This window comes from Blastococcus sp. CT_GayMR20, from assembly GCF_004570345.1.
Map to the genome: position 1 here is coordinate 1 of NZ_SPQM01000309.1, position 1,243 is coordinate 1,243.

Genomic DNA, 1,243 nt, shown 5'->3' on the forward strand with positions numbered 1-1,243 from the left:
GATCTGGCGGCGGTGCTGGGTCGTCCCGGCCGGCAGACCGTGGCGGCGCTGCGGGCCTGCGTGCGGCGGGCGGTGGCCCGGATCGACGCCGCGGCGGCCGCCGACCGGCTGATCACGGCCGTGCGCAGGCGGCAGGTGCGGCTCGACGCCCGCGAGGACGGCATGTCGGCGCTGACCGCGTCGTGGGCGGCCCCGCTGGCGCGGGCCTGCCATGCGGCGCTGTCGGCGTATGCGAAGGCGTGCGAGGTCGACGAGGACGGCACCCGCGACCCCCGCACCCACGACCAGCGGATGGCCGACTGCCTGGCCGACCTCATCCTGCGCCCGCACGCCGACCACCCCGTCGTGCGGGTCGCGCTCACCGTGGTCGCCGGCGTGGACACCCTCACCGGGCACGGCGAGGCCGCCGAGGAGCCCGGCGAGATCGACGGCGACCTCGTCCCCGCGGCGCTGGTCCGCGAACTCGCCCACACCCTCGGCCTGCTCCCCCGCCCCCAGCCGGCGACCGCGCCGGAGCCCACTGCCGAGCCCGCAACCGGGAAGGTCGCCGAGGACGGCGACCCCGGTGACCGGGCGGTGGACGACGACCTCGCGGAACTGCGGGCCGAGGAGCTGGCCGCCGCAGACGAGCTGCGCACCACCCAGGGCATCGGCGCCGCGGCGCGGGCCGCGGTGGCCCGGCTGCTCGACGTCCGGCGGCTGATCGACACCGCCCTCGCCGCACGGCCCCGCATCGCCGTCACCGACCGGCTCTCCGGCGCGCTGCTCGCGCTCACCGACAGCACCGAGATCAGAGCGACCGCCGCCGCCGGACGGGGCCTCGACCCCCCAGCCGGCACGGCGGCCTACCGGCCCACCGATCCACTGCACCGCTTCGTCGAGCTCCGCGACCGACGGTGCCGCTTTCCCGGCTGCCGGGTCCGCGCCCGCTGCTGCGACCTGGACCACCAGATCCCGCACCCGCACGGGCCGACCACGCACGACAACCTCGCCTGCCTGTGCGAACACCACCACCGGCTCTCCCACCAGGCACCGGGCTGGCGGCTGCACCGCGACCCCGACGGCGGCCTGACCTGGACCCTGCCCAGCGGGCACACCCTCACCACCCAGCCGCCCGCGTTCGGCACCGACGACGGCAGCACCCCGACCGCCCCCCGCACCGGCCGGCAGCGCTACGCCGACACCCTCGCCACCATCCGGGACAGCCGCCCCGCTCCACCCGGCGCCCTCACCCCGTTCTGAG

General features: G+C 77.8%; 1 protein-coding gene. It reads left to right on the forward strand.

What is annotated here, in order from left to right; all coding sequences use genetic code 11:
* On the forward strand, positions 1-1,242 hold a 1,242-nt coding region (locus E4P40_RS27605), incomplete at its 5' end, for an HNH endonuclease signature motif containing protein (protein ID WP_135161466.1).
* Position 1,243 lies beyond the last annotated feature (1 nt).